Below are 16,062 nucleotides of genomic sequence, written 5' to 3' on the forward strand. Positions count from 1 at the left end.
GACGATGGACAGCAAAGCCGGCCATTCCAGCGACCTCGAGGAAATCGATACCTACACCGATACGCGAGAATATCTGCGCCATGCGCGCCAACATGCCGAGGCGAACGGCTATGCCGACTGGACCATCGTCGATGTCGATGCCCACCACGTCGAGTCGATATCGTGGAAGGAGATCGTCCGCTACATTGACGATCCGGTGCTGCGCGACCAGGCAGAAGTCTATCACCGCGAACGGGTAGGCTCGCCGCCCTACGGACTGGTCGGCGATTTCGGCATGCGCTATCAGGATTGCGGCGGCCGCATCCCACATCAGTCCGATCAGCGCGAGAGAATAGAGCCTCGGCCGGGCATTCACCGCGACGTCGAACTGACCCGCCGCGCCATGCAAGGGCTGGCGGTGGCCTATATGGTGGTCTTTCCCACATCGATGCTGATGCTGGGCATGCATCCGCAACCGCACATGGAAGTGGCTCTCGCCCGGGCCTACAATCGGTGGGTCGTCGAGACGCTGCTGAGCGGCGACAATGGCATTATCGCCTTGGTCTATTTGCCATTCAACACGCCGGAGGAAGCGTGCAAGGTGGTCGCGGAGCATGCCGGCAACGACAAGGCCGTCGGGTTCATGGTGACGTCGACCCGTTACAAGCCTGTGCACGCCAACGACTATATGCGGCTCTACAGGATGATCGAGGAGACCGGCAAGCCGATCTGCTTCCACGCCGGCTACCATTGGCAAGATCCGTCGCTGGCGACGGTCCCCACCTTCCTCGGCATGCATGCGCTGGGCTTCGTCTGGTGCAACATGGTGCACATGACCAACTGGGTTCTGCAGGGTATTCCCGAGCGGTTCCCACGGCTGAAGTCGCTATGGGTCGAAAGCGGGCTTGCCTGGATACCCTTCCTGATGCAGCGGCTCGACGACCAGTTCCTGATGCGCCAGTCGGAGGCGCCGGCGCTTAAGATGCTGCCGTCCGACTATATGCGGCGGCATTGTTGGTATTCCAGCCAGCCGATGGAGCGCAGCAACATGAAGGCGCTGGAAGTCACTTTCGAGATGATCGCCGCCGAAACCCAATTGCTGTGGTCCTCGGATTGGCCGCATTTCGATTTCGATACGCCGCGGGTTATCCACGATTTGCCGTTTCTCGGTGAGACCGCCAAACGCAACATTCTGGGCCGCAATGCACAGGCGTTGTTTCGCTTGCCAGACAGGCGTCCACCCTCCTTGTAACATCGAGCCGCGCACCTTCAACCCGCCGCGCGGGCCGCCTCGTGATACCGCCGCACCCGTTCGAGATCCTTGGCGTGTGTGCCCTCTCGGTCGGTCCTGGTCTTGGAATCGACCCCGGCTGGCCGCACCACGCGGATCGCCTCGGCGACATTTTCCGGACCGAGCCCCCCGGCCAGAAACACCGGTATCGAGACGAGCTCGACGATGCTCCGGCTGAGGCTCCAGTCATGGGTGACGCCGAGCGCGCCGACCTTGCCGTCGGCACGCCGGATACTGTCCAGCATGAGAATGTCGGCGATGCCGTCATAGCTGCGGGCGACCGCCACGCTGTCCTCGCCGGAAACGGGTATGGTGCGCATCATCAGACTGTCCGGCAGTTTCCGCTTCAGGGCCAGAAGATCAGCTGGCGACAACGTCTCGGGGCGCGCGCCAAGATGCACAATCGGCGGGCGCAATTCACGCGCCCATGTCTCGATCTGGTCGATATCGCTGCTCAGAAAGAGCGCCGAAAATTTCGACGGAGGCGGGATGGCGGCGATGATCGCGGCCGCCGCGGCGACCGACAGCTCGCGCGGAAACTGCCCGGAGCCGACCTTGGCACCAATATGATCGACGCCGATCATGGCGACGGCCCGCGCCTCCTCCGCGCCGGAGACTTCATAAATCTGTGTCAACATGGAAGGTTGCCTGCCCCTTCGCTCGACGCATCTGGTTGCTTTGATCCGGGTACGCCGGCCGCGGACTTTGCACCGAACAACAAAGCTCATCCAGTCGATCGATGGATCGACCTGCCCACTGCGGGCGGTTACCAACAATCTTAACGACCTGTGCAGTGCAATCGCCCAAGCACGTTAGAGAACAAAAAACAAATGTCAAGAGCTTCGCTATTTATCTATTAGCAAAGTATGAAATAACCTTTTGATGTTAGAAATATAGTTGCTGATGCTTCGATTTCGAATTATGCTGTCAGCATCTCGGTTTCCCTTCTCTAGCTCAAACTCAGTCACGAAGAAGGAGATTTCGATGGGGGCGGCCGCCTCTTCTGCCAATTTCAACTATGGCTATCCGACGCCGGGACCGCAAAACCCGACCGGTCAGCAGGTGATGAACAATGTCTATTTCCTGTCGGGGAGTCAGTGGAAGAAGGCCCGCGAGGAGGGCACATACGATCTGGTGGTCATCGGGTCGGGGTTTTGCGGCCTGGCGGTGGTGCACAAGGCCCTCGAGCGCGACCCCTTCTGCCGCATCCTAATGATCGAGCGCGGGACGTTCTTCCTTCCCGAACACTTTCAGAATCTCCCGATCCCCTTCGTTGAGACAATGGGTGGCCTTGCTGAAACGTTTCCATGGACGCTCTCGACCATCACCGCAAAAGGGCTGGAAGGGGGCTCGATCCGCTGGCAGCACGGCATGGTGCCCTTCTTCGGCGGCCGGTCGACGCTGTGGAGCGCCTGGTGCCCGCGGCCGACCACGGAAGAAATGGAGGGCTGGCCGAAGGAGACAATCGCTGCCGCCAAGCGCTATTTCGAGGCGGCTGAAAAGCTGCTGCATGTGCAGCCGGCCAACAAGGTCGATGCGGACGTTGCTCCCGAGATGTTGCTGCGTCTGGCCAAGGAGCGTCCGATCTACGGCCCGCTTCAGAACCGCATGCAGGGGCTGCTGAAGGAGGCGCCCGGCAAGATCGCCTCGATCTACCGGACCGAGCCGGCGCCACTGGCGTCGGATGCGCAGTCGGTCGATGGTCTCGATTTCCAGAAGTTCGCGACGCCAGGCGAGGTTCTGGGTTATGTCAAGTTGCAAAGCGACCGCGCCAGGGCCAGCCGCGGCGCGCCCTTCCACATTGTCGCGGGATGCGTAGTCGAGCGGATCGTCCAGCAGTTCGGCGCGGCGACGGCGCTGGAGACCAGCATGGGCGTGCTGCCGCTTGGCAAGGCGAAGCTCATCCTCGCCATGGGCTCGCTGCCCGCGGCGACGCTGGTCCGCAACGCGTTCCCGGACAGCGGCCTGGGCAATCGCTTTGCCTCGCATTTCACGTCGTCGATCACGGCGCGGGTGCCACGCGAGGACCTCGACCCCAACGGCGCTTTCCACGACCTGCAGCTTGGCGCCTGCTATGCGGCGGGCAAGGACGGCAGTTACACCAGGCAATTTCACATCCAGATCTCGGCAGTCAGTGACCCAGAGCCGGTGAAGAACGCCGGCATCGCGCTGCGCTACATGCCGGATGTGCTGACGACGGCCACGATGGCGCAGCTTCTGACCTCGCGCGATCACGTCATCTACCCTTGCGCCAGCCTTGGCGAGCTCGACTGCTACAACCCGCAAACCTGGTACCGGGGCAATCCGGAAGACGCCGATCCGACGACCAATTCGCTGCTGCAGGTCGTCGAAAATGCCAGCGACCGTTCCACCTGGGACACCATGGATGAAGCGACATTCCGGACGCTGGAGGACGTGCTCTCGCCAAACGGACCGACCCACCTGGAATACTGGCATGGCACCGCCGACGCTGGCGAGTGGCGCCGGGAACGACCCAACATCACCGAGCGGCGGAACACCGCGCTGGTGCATGATAGCTCGACCTTGCACATCGGGTCGAGTGAGGATGCGCCGGTCGACCTCGACTACCGGCTGCGCGCGGCAAAGAACATCTATGTCACGGGCGGCGCCTTGTGGCCGCAGGCCGGCTCCTGGAATCCAACCATGACCATGGTCGCGCTTGCCTTCGACCTCGTAGAACGACTTGTCCGTGAGTCCAACCACCAGAATTGAGAAACCAGTTGCTTGGAGGATAATCTCGATCCGAAGGTCCGCGATGGACGAAAAGTGAGCGGATCTAGGGATCAGTCTAGGTAAAATTTGCTCTAGCCGGTTCAGTGGCGAAAGGCTCGTACGCCGGTGAACGCCATCGCAATTCCGGCCGCGTCGGCGGCGGCGATCACGTCGCGGTCGCGCGCAGCACCTCCTTGCTGGATGATCGCGGTGACACCGGCTGCGGCTGCCGCCTCGACGCTGTCTGGAAACGGAAAGAACGCGTCTGAGGCCAGCACCAGTTGCAACCGCCGGGGTGCGCTCTCGCCGTGTTCAGCCAATGCCAGCTTGACGGCGCCGATCCGACTGCTTTGTCCGCCGCCGATGCCAAGCGTTTGCCGATCGCTGACCAGCACGGCGGCGTTCGACTTGACGAACCTGACCACCTGAAAGCCGAACAGCATGTCGTTCAGCTCGAGCGGCGATGGCTGTCTGCTGGTGACGACGCGCAGATCGTCGATCGTCAGCGCCAATTGATCCACATCCTGCATCAGAATCCCGCCGCCGATCGAGCGAAACTCCGTGCAACGGGGCGCGCCAACTGTGCCATTGACTAGCAGACGCAGATTGCGCTTAGCCGCCAATAGTTGCCGCGCCGTCGGCGTCACGTCAGGCGCAATGACCACTTCGGTGAACACCTGCGACAGGCGTTCGGCAGTGGCGGCGTCGAGCGGCACATTCAAGCCGACAGTGCCACCGAAGGCGCTTAACGGATCGGCGGCATGCGCCCTTTGATAGGCTTCGAGGCCAGTTCCTGCCACCGCGACGCCGCACGGTGCCGCATGTTTGACGATGACGGCGGCAGGCTCGGTGAAGCGGCGAGCGAGTTCGAGTGCGGCATCCGCGTCGAGAAGATTGACATAGCTAAGCTCCTTGCCCTGCAGCAGCGTCGCCGTCGCCGCGCCGCAGCTCTTCGCGCCGGTCAGATAAAGGGCGGCGCGCTGGTGCGGGTTTTCTCCGTAGCGCAGAATCTTGCCACGTGTGGCCCTCAGATGCAGCGCCTCCGCCGCGAAAGGATCGGCATCGCGCGCATACCAGGTGGCGATCGCGGAATCGTGCGCGGCCATCCGTGCAAAAGCCTTGGATGCCAGCGAGCGGCGAAGCGAGGCGCTGACGGCGCCGTCGTTCGCGAGCGCTGCGATGACAGGCGCATAGTCTTCCACAGCGGTCATTACCACGACGCCATCAGGGTTCTTGGCGGCGGCGCGAACCATAGCCGGCCCGCCGATATCGATCAGGTCCAGGGCGCCGGCTTCGTCTTCCGCGGCAGGTTGGAAGGGCCGGACGCCGGCAACCAGAAAATCGATGCGGGCAAAGCGGTGGCTGCGCAATTCGTCGTCGTGCTGCGGCCTGTCCGGGCGCGCCAGCAGACCGGCAAAGACGGCAGGATGCAGCGCCTTGACGCGACCGTCGAGGAGCGGGGCGACGCCGGTCAATTCCCCAATGTCTGCGACCCGCACGCCAGCCGCGGCAAGAGTGGCGGCCGTACCACCGGTCGAGAACAGCTCGACACCCAGATCCCGAAGGACCCGGGCGATTTCGACCACACCGTCCTTGTTCCAGACCGAAATGATGGCGCGGCGTGGCATGGGATTGGACATCGGAGGCTTCCTTCCATGCGGCAGCGCTGCGGTTACAGCCTGAACAATACGAGCCCATGGACGGGCCGTGGCCGAGCCGCGAAACGAACTTCTTCTAAACTATAAATTGAATATAGCGCAGCTTCTTGTTAGTGTCATCAAGCTGGCTCGATAGAAATGGGAGACGTACAATTCCAAAAAGATGGTCAACCAAAGACCTTCGCGTCATCGAAGCTCCCAAACCAGGGCGAAGCGGCCATGGCGCGTTCGTTTTCACTGACGACTACTCTGTCTTCCATTTCAGCAAGATGCCCGACCAGATCCCCGACAAGGGCGAAGTGATCGCCCGCATGGCGGTGGCGACCTTGCGCGAGGCGGCAAAGGCCGGTGTTCCAACCCACCTGATTGCCTTCGACCCGCCGCGCTCGATTAATGTACGATTGCTCAACGTCCTCGACCCGGCCCACGGCGAACTCCACGAGGGCGACCGCGCCCGCCTGATCCCGCTGCAGGTGATCTACCGCAACATGTTGCCGCAAGGCGCCTCGGTCTACCGGCGGCTCGCGGCGGGCAAGGTGACGCTTGAGGAACTAGGGCTCGAGGCATTGCCGGAGGCCAATACCTGGCTGGCAGAGCCGATCATTGAATTCACTACCAAGCTGGAGGAGATCGACAGGTTCATCCCGGCCGACGAAGCGCGGGAGATCGCCAGGCTGGATGCCGAGGATTTTGCCACGGTGCGCGAGCTAACCCTGCACACCAATGCGGTGGTCTGCAGCCTTGCCGCGCGATGCGGTCTCATCTGTGCCGATGGCAAGGTCGAGTACGGCGTCGACGATGACGGCCGGATCATGCTGGTCGACGTCGCCGGCACGCCTGACGAGAACCGCTTCCTGCTCGCCGGCCGGCATGTTTCGAAGCAGCCCTTGCGCGACTACTATCTGACTCACGACCTCGAGCGGCAAGTGCAGAAATTGGTAGCAGCGGGCGTGCCGCGCGAAAAATGGGCGAGGCCCGAACGGCTTCCCGTCGACTTGCTGGCCGCGGTCGCCGAAATGTACCGGGCGCTGTGCGAAAGCTGGACGGGCCAGACGGTGTGGGGCGCTCGGCCTCTCGACGAGGCGGTGGAAGAGGTCGACCGGGTGTTGATCCGCCATCTGGCGGCATGAGTTGCGGCGCCCGGCCTCAGCGACAGCCGAGCGTGGTGACGCCGAGGTTCAGTCTGTCTTCGGTTTCTTCGCAGCGTGATCCGCCTCAAGAGTCTCGATCGCCCGACCGATATCGATCAGCCCGAAGCCGGTGGCCAGATTGGGATAGGGCGGACCCGACGGCGAGCCTTGCGCGGAGGTTCCGATGTCCACCTTGAGCGCTGTGCGGGCGAGGATCTCCTTTACCGCTGCCTGGTTGAGCTTCCGGTCGATCTGGCGCAGCAGTGCGACCGCGCCCGACACTTGCGCCGAGGCGGCGGACGTCCCGCTGATCACCACCCAGCCGTCGTCAGGAAAGCCGTCGTCGCCGTCGGGAAACCGCCTGTCGGCCGAATAGCTGTCGATGATCGATCCGGGCGCGGTCGGCAGAGCGATGTAGACCCCGGCCGGCCACGGCCCGACCAGGCCGCAAAAGTCCGGAACGATCCGCCCGTCGAAAACGACGCTGCGATAGCCGCTGGCGTAGGTCGAAGCGATAATCTGGCCCCGCTCGTTGATATAGGCGCCGCCAACCCCGATGGCTTCGGGAATCTGCGGTGGGAACAGGATCTTGGCGTTACCGGCGGCAAACACCACCACGCAGCCCTTGGCAATGGCGTCCAGCACCGCCGCCTGAACCGCTCTGTCATAAGCGGTGACGATGCTGCCGTCCGACGGGTTTCCCCAGGCATTCTGGATCACGTCCGGGCGTGGCTTCAACGCCACCGCCTGCTTGAAGGCGGCCAACGAAGCGTCATCCGTCGTCTTGATCATGGTGACGCGCGTGCGTGGCGCGATGCTGACGACGTTGCCGCAGATCATCGTGCCATGGCCAAGTGTGTCCACGTCAGGATCGGACGCGCCGGGGCCGAGCACCACGGTGATCTCGGCGTTGCGCTGACGGAAAAACGGATGCTCGACATAGCAGCCGGAATCAACCACGGCGACGTGCGTGCCGCGGCCGGTCCAACCGGCGGCGGCGGCGTTGACGCCGTTGAGAACGACCTGCAAATCGCCCGGCGCCCGCAGATGGAAATAGCCGGCTGGCGGCGGCAGCGGCGGCAGCGCACTGAATTCACCTGGGGCAAGCACTGCCAGGCCGCCGACATACCCATCGGACGCCGGGTCGCGAAGCCGCAAGCAGGATGCATCGTCCATGCTCGCCACGCAGAAGCCTGCCATCGGCCGCAACGCGTCGACGCTGATCGTGATGGTGAAATCATTGCGGGCGACGGGCGTAAGCCCGAGCGCGCGCAATGCCCCTTCGGCGGCTATGAGCTCCGCCGGGCCCGCCCGGAACGCTTCGAGATTGTCGGTCGTGGGAAGAGGGCCGCCTTCGAACAGATGGCGCCCGTTTGCCAGCCGTGGTGCCGCTTCATAGAAGCTGACGCGATCGCTCGTACTCTCCATGCCGTTCCTCCCCGGCGCAGTCCACGGGTTCTGTAAACTGAAACACAAGTAGGTCGTTATATCTTCGGACGCTAAGGCAACGCGGCGCTAGCATCCGCTTGACCGTAGAATCTACCATCGATACTTGATGACCGGTAGTTCACAATCTCCGTAATTCTCCAAGAAGACCCTAAATTCTCACCGGAGAATTCTCGGACAGCCGCAGCCTGATCTTGATTGTTTCCCGGCGGTGTCAGACAACATGTTGCTTCCATGGCGATGGGGCCGCGATCGTTCAGACGTTCCCCGAGAGGACCACCCATGCCGCTGCGAACGGTGACCTGCCTCATCCTCCGTTCCTGCAGGCTGCTGCTGCAGCAGCGGCCCGCCGGGCGAATCTGGGCAGGCATGCTCAACGGCCCCGGTGGCAAGATCGAACCTGGTGAGACCGCCGCCGAGGCAGTGGTCCGCGAGGTGCTGGAGGAGACCGGCCTGCGCGTTGTCGATCCTTCGCCGCGCGGATCGCTGACGCTGCTATTCCCCGCGCCGCAATCGCTGGAACTGAGTGTCGATATTTTCGTCGCCACGGCCCTGGAAGGCGACGCCTTCGAACGGGAGGGGGCGCTGTCGTGGCACGCGCTCGACGCATTGCCTTTCGACAGCATGTGGGCGGACCAGCGCTATTGGCTGAATGCTGTTCTCGACGGCTTCAGCGTCGAAGGCACTGTTGGCTACGAGCTAGACAGCTTGCGCCTCACCCGGTGCGAGCTTGTTCTGCGGCGACCGGCAACTGCGTGACCTTTGCAGGACCGTTGGCCACCCGCGTGAACCAGTGGCGGCGCACGACGCCGCGCGCCTGAAGCTCATCGAGCCAGGCGCGGGCGCGCTCCGGTGTCTGTGTGACGGAAAAGCAGACCGGCCCCATGCTGCTCATGCCGATGGCGTCGATGCCATTGTCGCGGGCGTTCGTGACGACGTGCTTCAGGTTCTCGTTCTGAAGGGCGATCTGGCGGCCCTTGAAATAGCTTTCGAAGGTGATGGCGTTGAGTGCATTGCAGAATGCTCCATAGTCCTGGTCGAGCACGGCGGGAGCAAGGTTCATCAGTACAATGTGGGCGGTGCGGCGGGTCTCCTCGATCGGGATCGGCAACGTCGACTGGAAGAACTTCAGTTCCGCATCGCCGTGGATGTGTCGTCCGGCCGGCAGGATCATCAGCAGCGGCCAGCTGGGGAAAGCTGCCGAGATCAGCACCGGCGGCCGGCGGCCAGCCCCCGCATAGCGGCTTGGCAAGAGATATTTGTTGGGCGCTTCGGCAAAGCCCGGCGGCGTTGCGTGGCCGCCGTCGACAAGGAAGCCGCCGCGGTCGATCAGGTTGACCGTGCCCCCGGACGTGCCGGCACGCCCGGCGATGCCAGCCAGGCGGTCTGTGGTGACGTCCAGGCCATGGGCGGCCGCGAACGCCTTGCCGATCGACAGCAGGGTGTTGGTCTTGGAGCCGAACCCGGAATGGGTCGGTATGGGTCGATCGACGACGATTCTGACATGCCCGCCGCCGAGCTCGCGGCGCAGCTTTCCGAGATAGTCGCTAATGTGCTCACGGTACTCCGATCCTGCATCATCGACCTCGACGATGTCGCGGTCGCTCGCACAAACGCGGCAAGCAAAGCTTGGATCCTCGATCACCATGGAGGCCATTCCGTTCTTCCTGCCGGTCGCTCCCGTCAGATCGATCAAGGTGAAAGAGAGGCGGCATGGAGATTCGATGGCGATCGGCTGGAAGGACATGGCTGGTTTCCCGCGAAATCAGATCTTGATCACGATGGGTTCGTTCAGGCCCTCTGGCGGCCTAAAGTCGAATTCGAGGGCGACCTCGCCACGGTCCATGGCGCCGCCGAGCGTGGTCCCTTCGACGTCGCGAAGCTGCTGGGTGATGGTCTCGGCGATCGCTCGCGTCCGCTCGCGAAAACAGTGGGGCGCATAGCGCAGTTCGATGGCGATCCGCAGTGCTATCTTGCCGGCGTCGCCTTCACTTGCCTTCACGGCCATGACAGGCAGCGAGCCAATGGTCCGGTCCTTGGCGACTCGCACATTGGCGAACCAATCATAGAGGCGGATATCGGCGATCGGGGACAGGATTTCGTTCAGCGGCCCTGAGAACAACAGCCATTCGCGTTTGCCGTTCAGCTTGCGGCTGATGGCGTTCTTCTGCTTGCCGAGGAAGCGGAAGGTCATGCTCGACAGATCGTCACGGCGTGTGCGCCAGACCAGATCGCCGGTGTCGTAGCGGATCAACGGCTGCATTTGTATCCACGGCGCGAGGCCGGTGAGCACCAGGCGGCCGACACCTTCCTCGACCGGCTTGCCGTCGTCATCGACGACCTCGCCGATGATCTGCGGGTCAAGCACGAATTCCTCGCTGCTGCCGAGACGCGAGGCGCCGCCAACGAATTCAGTCAGCGTGAAGCGGTCGTTGAGGATCGCGCCCCAGGCATCGGCCAAGAAGTCACGCCAATGGCTAGCGACGAGGTTGCCCGTGATGTTGACGGATTGCAGCCCGAATCCGCGCGGATCGATGCCTTGCTCCATCAGGAAACTGGTGAAGAAGAGAATGTGGTGCTCCAGTCCCGACAGCACCGATATGCGATCATTGTGGCCGGGAATACGGTACCTGGTTCTGAGCACGCGCACCGCATCGCGGATCAGCGTGTCGTCGGTGACGCCACCATGGAAGGTCTTGCCGAAACCGGGAATCGGCAGCGGCATACCATGGTTGACATTTGGAAACGACAAACCGAGCGGCATCTTGGCGAACATCTTGCGCAGCGGCGCAAACATGCTGCCGAAATAGTCGCCGATGAAGGCGACTTCCGCATAGGATTTATAGACCTCGAGCGGCGTGCCGGTGGTGCCGGAGCTATGGCATATCTGGCGCAACTCCAACCTGTCGGAAACCATGGATTCGTGGTTTTCGACGACAGTCGTACGATCGATGACCGGCAAAGCAGACAAATCGACGGGGTCGCCTGGCGTGATCGGCGGGAGTTCGGCATAGGCCGAATGCTCCCGATAGTAGCGCGAGTTGGCGCGGGCCTCGCGCAGCGTATAGCGCGCCAGCCAGTCGTGCAGACAATTCAGCGTCGCGCGGTGCAAGGCGGATGCGCCGCTGGACCTGTAGAACAGTTCGGGAAGCGCCGTCGCCGATGGTGTTTCGACCATAGACAGGCGGCGTACGAGTTCGCCGGCGTAAGTCTCTGGCGACGGTTTCGTGGATATCTCCGTCATGCGGATCAGCCCCCGGGAATCATCTGGCAGGTTCGCTTGGTGAAGAAACAAAAATCGAGCAGCCTACTGAATCCGCCCGCACACCGAAAATTTGCGCATGGCGGACCCCACGGTGCAATGGTTCCGATCGCGGACGACGCCGCACGAACAACCAAAGATTTCAGTCACGCCGGAACGGCCGGCGGCGCCAGTCGTGTGTCAAGGGCAAACGCCTGAAATGCTGCCATAATATTTGGACGTTGCTGCTTTGCCATCCAGTGCACGACAGGAAATCTGTCCACCGGCGTTCCTGCATGCTATGATGATTAACGGCCGAACCGGAAGGTTCCTGGTATTCCCGCCTCTGAGGCGGCTTCCGCTGCCGCTTCCGACGCCGCCTCGGAGGCGACCTCACTGGCAGCTTCGCTGGCGGCTTCCATCGAAGCTTCGGCAGCCGACTCGGCCGACACTTCGGCCGAGACTTCGGACGTCAGGTCCGCAGCCAGCTTCGACGCCGAGGTCTTGTCCAATTTCTGCGCAACCAGAGTGTCAGTAACCCATTTCACGACTTCTTCCATGACTTCCTCCTAATGTTAGGCGGAAGTAGCATACATCTTCCATATGTCTCTAGCAACCGGCCATGTTTGGAATAAAAGCTTTCTTTTTAAGCAAATAAGCCATAGCTGAAAAGTCGACATGAAGTGCAGACGATCAGCGAAGTGATTGTGTTCATTTAGTTTTCTGTTATCGATGCTTTTGTAGTACCTTCTAATCATAACCGGTTTGCGACAGCGTTGGCGTTTCCAGCGTGGCTGAAGAATCCGCTGGCAAGGCAGGACCGTGCGCCGGATGCCAGCGCCCTGGCACGATGATAGCCTTTGCTCGCTAACCTCCTGCAACGCCCGCAAAATCGATGAGCGAGCTCGACGGCGCGGCCGGAGGCAGGTTTGGGGGCGCGCCCGGCTGAAATAGATTTTTTCGACGCAGATCAATTATTCATGAAACGGGTTGCACGTGCTAAGATCATCTACGACGGTGTAAATGTTGTCCAAATACCGCAACTGGTCAGGAGGCACAGATGTTAAGGAGCGTTGTGAGTGAAGGGCGAGGCGTATCGACCGTTTTTGCGCTACCCTGGCTTGTTGCCAGGGACTGCGGTTTCTTCGAGGAAGAAGGGATAAAGGTCGAGTTTCGCGAAAACCGGCAGCGACAGGAATTGCCGCTGACATCGATTGACCCAAAGCAGGTGGATTCCATCCGCACCCATTCGCCTTTCGAGGACGGCGAGGTCAACATCTACCGGGCCTGCGAATGGGGTCAGATCCGTCGGGCCTTCGACAGCCGGCGTGGCGGCAAGGTGATCGGCAAGCGTTCTTCGGTTGCGGTCATGGCAATCGTGTCGGCGCCCGGTTCACGCTACACCTATCCGCAGACGCTGAGGAATGCGCCGATCTCGGTCAGCTATCACAACGGCAACCACTACGCGACGCTGCAAATGCTCGAAGGCTTTCTGCAGCGCTCTGAAATTGAAGTGATCGGCCAGCATCACGTCGACGGTTACAAGGCAGTGCAGAATGGCGAGGTCGCTGCCATCGCCTTGACGGAACCCTGGCTGACTGTCGCCGAGAAGCAAGGATTTCAGAAGATCATCGAGACGCATTATTCCGGATCGGAGATTGCCGGTCCCGAGATCGACGACGAAACCTATGCCGCCCTGCGGCGCGCCGAGATCAAGGCAATCCATGTCATCAACAAGGACAGGAGGAAGTGGCTGCACTATCTCATCGAGGCGCTGCCCGAGGATGTGCGCGGCACGATCACGCCAGACGACTTTTATCTTCCCCGCCTGCGCTTCGTCGAGCCGGAACCCTATACGCGCGATGAGTTCGAGCGCGCCTACGCATGGATGCAAAGCTGGGATCTGATTGCCGGCGGCGCCTCATATGACGACGTTGTCGACAACCGTATCGCCGCGAGCGAACTCAGAATCTGACCGCGGCGAAAACGGCGCAGTTGCGCTCCTGCATATCGGCGGCCGGGTGCACTGCCCGCAGGGCAGAAAATTGCGCCCAGTCCCGGCGGCTGGCAACGCCGCGCCACCGGACGGACCGGTCGGCGCCGCCGCAAAGATCAAAAGAGACAGAACATGAGCAAGGACGTCGAGAAGAGGCTGGTCGTCGGCATGGACGGTGACGACACCTTGTGGCACAACGAGAACATATTGTGGTCCGCCGAGCAGAAATTCCAGCAAGTCCTGCTCCACTACCTGTCCGCGGAGGATCTGAGTCACAGGCTGTATGAAACCGAAATGCGCAATCTCTCGCTGTTCGGATATGGCGCAAAGGGCTTTGTTCTGTCCATGATCGAGACGGCGATAGAAGTGACCGACGGTCGCATCGCAGTCGCTGACATTCAGTCCCTCGTCGACCTTCTCAAGGAGATCATCTGGCATCCGGTGCATCTCATCGACAGTGCGGCACACGTGGTGGAAGAGCTGTCGCGGAGCTACAGGCTGATTCTCATTTCTAAAGGCGAGCTCTTCCACCAGGAGCACAAGGTGGCGAGTTCCGGCTTGGCCGACTTCTTCAGCGCCGTCGAGATCGTTTCGGAAAAGGACCAATCCGTCTATGCGCGAATTCTGACGAAGTATGATGTCGACCCGTCGAACTTCGTCATGGTGGGGAATTCGCTGCGCTCCGACATCGACCCGATCCTGAAACTCGGCGCGCGCGCCATACACGTCCCATACGAGATCACCTGGAAGCATGAGGGCCAAAGCTCACTCGACCCCAAGAACCGCACCTATGTCCTGTGTAATTCGCTCACAGAGGTCGCACACGCCCTCCGCGAGATGGAAAGCATGGATTGACGTCGGACGCATCGACTCGAAAATCGGAATCGATTTCCGGAAAAGCAACGATGCGCAGATCCAATGTTGTTAGAGCGAACCTTGTGTGCCCAGGTGAACGTACGCCGCACCAAGCTTGCTGCCAGGACGCGGCTCGCGCAGCGACGCAAGCGCGGCGGGTGCATGGCGATAGACCGATCTGAAATAGGCGTCATAGAAGGCCTGGTCTTCTGGCACCGGCAGGATCGTTGTCCTTGGCAGGGCAAGTGCTGCCAGAGCGCTGTCGAGATCGGCATAGACGCCGGCGCCGAGCCCGGCCATCAACGCGGCTCCGAGGCTGGTGGCATCTTCCACGTCGATGATATCGATCGGCGTTCCCGAGACCGAGGCTTTGATGCTCATGCGCAGCAAATTGCGGGTATCGCCGCCAACGGCGTTGATCCGTCGTATCGCGCCAACCTCCGGCAGCGCGGCAAGCGCCTCGATGCATAGCCGGGCCTCATAGGCCAGACCTTCGAGAATGGCGCGAAACATTGCGCCGGGATCGGCAGCCATGCTCAGCCCCCAGAACGAGCCATTGGCGTGCGGGCTGGGATGCGGTGCCGATCCCAGCGCGAGCTGTGGGCGGAAGCAGACGCCACGACTGCCGATCGGTATGGCTGCCGCAGTAGCGATCAGCGGTTCATGTGCGATCCCGCCCAGTATGGTCTGGCGGAACCATTCGATCGAGGCGCCGGCCGTGAACACGCCACCGAGAACATAGTGACGCGGCCGTCCGGCCGTCAGCACACCCTGGCAGAATCCTTGCCGCCCGAGCATTGCCGAGCGGGACGGGCTGGTGACGGCAGCCAGCAAGGCTTCGGTGGTTCCGAGCGTCGCCGACAGCATGCCATCGGCCAGCCCGCTGCAGACAAGCGCGCTCATCGCCTGGTCGTGCCCGCCAACCGCCACGACGCAGGATGCAGGCAGACCCGTCGCCGCCGCGACAGGCTGGCGGATTGTGCCGAGCGGCGCGCCATTGGCTTGCAGTTCAGGAAATAGATCGGGGCGAAGTCCAGCTTGCTTCAACAGCTCCGTGGCCCATGTCCGCCGCTGCAGGTCGAAGACACCGGTGCGACAGGCCAGGCTCGACTCGGCGCAGATTCTGCCGCTCAGCCGAAATGCGAGATAGTCCGCTACATTCAGCCATTGTGCCGGGCGTGCAAACAGGTTGGGCTGCCGCGCCATCAGCCAAAGCAGCTTGTAGATGCCAAGAATGGGCTCGGGCGGCTGACCGGTGATGCCATACAGCGCATCGGCGCCCAGCCGGCCGACGAAGTCACGGCACTCGGCGATGGCTCGCCGGTCGTACCAGGCAATGATCGGCGTGAGCTCTTCACCTTTGGCGCCGATCAGCAGGCCGGCCTCGCCAACGCTGGCGCAGGCGATCCCGCGCACAAGCGAAGGCTCGGCAATGCCGTCAAGGGCGGCGCGAATAACCGCCAGCGTCGCCGCCCACACCGCCTCGGGTTCGTGATGGGCGCTGTCCGTATCGGGCCTGATCGTCGGCGTGGCGACCTTGCCGCCAGCGACCAGCGTGCCGTCCGGCGCATAGATGCTTGCCCGGATCTGGGTGGTTCCGAAGTCGATGCCCATCAGAAGGGACGGTTGGGATCGCACCTGAAAAGGCATTGATTTTCTTACCAAGTTTAGTTGACCATGTCTGCAATCTTCCGGTTTAGGGTCGCGAAAGTTTCAAATTAGCGAGAACTTGA

The 16,062-nt window shown here is 61.9% G+C and carries 13 protein-coding genes; 6 read left to right on the forward strand and 7 right to left on the reverse strand.

Going from position 1 to position 16,062, the window contains the following annotated elements:
• Nucleotides 1–4: 4 nt before the first annotated feature.
• The gene (locus JG739_RS34640) at nucleotides 5–1,231 is read left to right on the forward strand and encodes an amidohydrolase family protein (RefSeq protein WP_199202440.1); all 1,227 of its coding nucleotides are present in this window, start codon (nucleotides 5–7) and stop codon (nucleotides 1,229–1,231) included.
• A gap of 17 nt (nucleotides 1,232–1,248) precedes the next feature.
• Here the strand turns inward: JG739_RS34640 and JG739_RS34645 are convergent, their stop codons facing one another.
• Entirely contained in the window at nucleotides 1,249–1,908 is a 660-nt protein-coding gene (locus JG739_RS34645; RefSeq protein ID WP_244750052.1) for a phosphoribosylanthranilate isomerase, read from the reverse strand.
• 346 nt (nucleotides 1,909–2,254) lie between these two features.
• On the opposite strand from JG739_RS34645, the gene JG739_RS34650 reads away from it, so the two are divergent.
• Nucleotides 2,255–4,003, forward strand: a complete 1,749-nt coding sequence (locus JG739_RS34650; protein ID WP_199202442.1) for a GMC oxidoreductase — start codon at nucleotides 2,255–2,257, stop codon at nucleotides 4,001–4,003.
• Nucleotides 4,004–4,104: 101 nt separating this feature from the next.
• Here JG739_RS34650 and purH read toward each other — a convergent pair whose 3' ends face one another.
• Nucleotides 4,105–5,643 carry a bifunctional phosphoribosylaminoimidazolecarboxamide formyltransferase/IMP cyclohydrolase gene (gene purH / locus JG739_RS34655; RefSeq protein WP_199202443.1) on the reverse strand — a complete coding sequence of 513 codons (1,539 nt, stop codon included), beginning with the start codon at nucleotides 5,641–5,643 and terminating at the stop codon, nucleotides 4,105–4,107.
• Between the two features lie 287 nt (nucleotides 5,644–5,930).
• Here purH and JG739_RS34660 point away from each other — a divergent pair, with 287 nt between their 5' ends.
• A complete protein-coding gene (locus tag JG739_RS34660; RefSeq protein ID WP_244750053.1) occupies nucleotides 5,931–6,791 on the forward strand; it encodes a phosphoribosylaminoimidazolesuccinocarboxamide synthase in 861 nt (286 codons plus the stop codon).
• Between the two features lie 48 nt (nucleotides 6,792–6,839).
• Here the strand turns inward: JG739_RS34660 and JG739_RS34665 are convergent, their stop codons facing one another.
• Nucleotides 6,840–8,219 carry a S8 family serine peptidase gene (locus JG739_RS34665; RefSeq protein WP_199202445.1) on the reverse strand — a complete coding sequence of 460 codons (1,380 nt, stop codon included), beginning with the start codon at nucleotides 8,217–8,219 and terminating at the stop codon, nucleotides 6,840–6,842.
• 300 nt (nucleotides 8,220–8,519) lie between these two features.
• Here JG739_RS34665 and JG739_RS34670 point away from each other — a divergent pair, with 300 nt between their 5' ends.
• On the forward strand, nucleotides 8,520–8,996 hold the full coding sequence (locus tag JG739_RS34670; RefSeq protein ID WP_199202446.1) for an 8-oxo-dGTP diphosphatase: 477 nt from the start codon (nucleotides 8,520–8,522) through the stop codon (nucleotides 8,994–8,996).
• Here the strand turns inward: JG739_RS34670 and JG739_RS34675 are convergent.
• From JG739_RS34675 to JG739_RS34685, 3 genes are all read right to left on the reverse strand, one after another.
• The gene (locus JG739_RS34675) at nucleotides 8,953–9,984 is read right to left on the reverse strand and encodes a beta-ribofuranosylaminobenzene 5'-phosphate synthase family protein (RefSeq protein WP_199202447.1); all 1,032 of its coding nucleotides are present in this window, start codon (nucleotides 9,982–9,984) and stop codon (nucleotides 8,953–8,955) included. The genes JG739_RS34670 and JG739_RS34675 overlap by 44 nt on opposite strands.
• Before the next feature lie 18 nt (nucleotides 9,985–10,002).
• A complete protein-coding gene (locus tag JG739_RS34680; RefSeq protein WP_199202448.1) occupies nucleotides 10,003–11,481 on the reverse strand; it encodes a hypothetical protein in 1,479 nt (492 codons plus the stop codon).
• A gap of 305 nt (nucleotides 11,482–11,786) precedes the next feature.
• A complete protein-coding gene (locus JG739_RS34685; protein WP_199202449.1) occupies nucleotides 11,787–12,038 on the reverse strand; it encodes a hypothetical protein in 252 nt (83 codons plus the stop codon).
• A gap of 500 nt (nucleotides 12,039–12,538) precedes the next feature.
• On the opposite strand from JG739_RS34685, the gene JG739_RS34690 reads away from it, so the two are divergent.
• Both JG739_RS34690 and JG739_RS34695 read left to right on the forward strand, forming a co-directional pair.
• Complete coding sequence (locus tag JG739_RS34690) at nucleotides 12,539–13,453, forward strand: ABC transporter substrate-binding protein (protein WP_199202450.1); 915 nt, start codon at nucleotides 12,539–12,541, stop codon at nucleotides 13,451–13,453.
• A 153-nt stretch (nucleotides 13,454–13,606) separates the two neighbouring features.
• Nucleotides 13,607–14,329 (forward strand): HAD family hydrolase, encoded by a 723-nt coding sequence (locus JG739_RS34695; RefSeq protein ID WP_199202451.1) that lies wholly within the window; start codon nucleotides 13,607–13,609, stop codon nucleotides 14,327–14,329.
• A 69-nt stretch (nucleotides 14,330–14,398) separates the two neighbouring features.
• On the opposite strand, the gene JG739_RS34700 is transcribed toward JG739_RS34695, so the two are convergent.
• On the reverse strand, nucleotides 14,399–15,979 hold the full coding sequence (locus tag JG739_RS34700) for an FGGY-family carbohydrate kinase (RefSeq protein ID WP_202367946.1): 1,581 nt from the start codon (nucleotides 15,977–15,979) through the stop codon (nucleotides 14,399–14,401).
• Between the last annotated feature and the right edge of the window lie 83 nt (nucleotides 15,980–16,062).

The organism is Mesorhizobium sp. L-2-11, from assembly GCF_016756595.1.
Taxonomy (GTDB): domain Bacteria; phylum Pseudomonadota; class Alphaproteobacteria; order Rhizobiales; family Rhizobiaceae; genus Mesorhizobium.

What these genes read in the sequence shown, in the direction of transcription:
- JG739_RS34640 (WP_199202440.1), top strand. Translation starts at nt 5, where the DNA reads ATGGACAGCAAAGCCGGCCATTCCAGCGACCTCGAGGAAATCGATACC.
- JG739_RS34645 (WP_244750052.1), bottom strand. Translation starts at nt 1,908, where the DNA reads ATGTTGACACAGATTTATGAAGTCTCCGGCGCGGAGGAGGCGCGGGCC.
- JG739_RS34650 (WP_199202442.1), top strand. Translation starts at nt 2,255, where the DNA reads ATGGGGGCGGCCGCCTCTTCTGCCAATTTCAACTATGGCTATCCGACG.
- purH (WP_199202443.1), bottom strand. Translation starts at nt 5,643, where the DNA reads ATGTCCAATCCCATGCCACGCCGCGCCATCATTTCGGTCTGGAACAAG.
- JG739_RS34660 (WP_244750053.1), top strand. Translation starts at nt 5,931, where the DNA reads ATGCCCGACCAGATCCCCGACAAGGGCGAAGTGATCGCCCGCATGGCG.
- JG739_RS34665 (WP_199202445.1), bottom strand. Translation starts at nt 8,219, where the DNA reads ATGGAGAGTACGAGCGATCGCGTCAGCTTCTATGAAGCGGCACCACGG.
- JG739_RS34670 (WP_199202446.1), top strand. Translation starts at nt 8,520, where the DNA reads ATGCCGCTGCGAACGGTGACCTGCCTCATCCTCCGTTCCTGCAGGCTG.
- JG739_RS34675 (WP_199202447.1), bottom strand. Translation starts at nt 9,984, where the DNA reads ATGTCCTTCCAGCCGATCGCCATCGAATCTCCATGCCGCCTCTCTTTC.
- JG739_RS34680 (WP_199202448.1), bottom strand. Translation starts at nt 11,481, where the DNA reads ATGACGGAGATATCCACGAAACCGTCGCCAGAGACTTACGCCGGCGAA.
- JG739_RS34685 (WP_199202449.1), bottom strand. Translation starts at nt 12,038, where the DNA reads ATGGAAGAAGTCGTGAAATGGGTTACTGACACTCTGGTTGCGCAGAAA.
- JG739_RS34690 (WP_199202450.1), top strand. Translation starts at nt 12,539, where the DNA reads ATGTTAAGGAGCGTTGTGAGTGAAGGGCGAGGCGTATCGACCGTTTTT.
- JG739_RS34695 (WP_199202451.1), top strand. Translation starts at nt 13,607, where the DNA reads ATGAGCAAGGACGTCGAGAAGAGGCTGGTCGTCGGCATGGACGGTGAC.
- JG739_RS34700 (WP_202367946.1), bottom strand. Translation starts at nt 15,979, where the DNA reads ATGCCTTTTCAGGTGCGATCCCAACCGTCCCTTCTGATGGGCATCGAC.